1 rRNA gene is annotated in these 995 nt (G+C 55.5%); it reads left to right on the plus strand.

Annotated features, from left to right (window positions below):
- Positions 1 to 995 (plus strand): 23S ribosomal RNA (locus tag LGZ98_RS23850); the annotation flags it as partial.

Genomic DNA, 995 nt, shown 5'->3' on the forward strand with positions numbered 1-995 from the left:
ATAATGGGTCAGCGACTTATATTCTGTAGCGAGGTTAACCGCATAGGGGAGCCGTAGGGAAACCGAGTCTTAACTGGGCGAATGAGTTGCAGGGTATAGACCCGAAACCCGGTGAGCTAGCCATGGGCAGGTTGAAGGTTGGGTAACACTAACTGGAGGACCGAACCGACTAATGTTGAAAAATTAGCGGATGACCTGTGGCTGGGGGTGAAAGGCCAATCAAACCGGGAGATAGCTGGTTCTCCCCGAAAGCTATTTAGGTAGCGCCTCGTGAATTCATCTTCGGGGGTAGAGCACTGTTTCGGCTAGGGGGCCATCCCGGCTTACCAACCCGATGCAAACTGCGAATACCGAAGAATGGTATCACGGGAGACACACGGCGGGTGCTAACGTCCGTCGTGAAGAGGGAAACAACCCAGACCGCCAGCTAAGGTCCCGAAGTCATGGTTAAGTGGGAAACGATGTGGGAAGGCCCAGACAGCCAGGATGTTGGCTTAGAAGCAGCCATCATTGAAAGAAAGCGTAATAGCTCACTGGTCGAGTCGGCCTGCGCGGAAGATGTAACGGGGCTAAACCATGCACCGAAGCTGCGGCAGTGACGTTAAGGCGTTGCTGGGTAGGGGAGCGTTCTGTAAGCTGTTGAAGGTGGTGCCGTGAGGGCTGCTGGAGGTATCAGAAGTGCGAATGCTGACATAAGTAACGATAAAGCGGGTGAAAAACCCGCTCGCCGGAAGACCAAGGGTTCCTGTCCAACGTTAATCGGGGCAGGGTGAGTCGACCCCTAAGGTGAGGCCGAACGGCGTAGCTGATGGGAAACAGGTTAATATTCCTGTACTGAATGCGACTGCGAAGGGGGGACGGAGAAGGCTAGGCCATCCGGGCGACGGTTGTCCCGGTTTAAGCGTGTAGGTGGGAGGGGCAGGTAAATCCGCTCTTCCGTGAACACTGAGGCGTGATGACGAGCCGCTACGGCGGTGAAGTGGTTGATGCCCGGC

Origin of the sequence: Photorhabdus kayaii, assembly GCF_025384895.1 — a bacterium.
In the GTDB taxonomy this organism is placed as follows: domain Bacteria; phylum Pseudomonadota; class Gammaproteobacteria; order Enterobacterales; family Enterobacteriaceae; genus Photorhabdus; species Photorhabdus kayaii.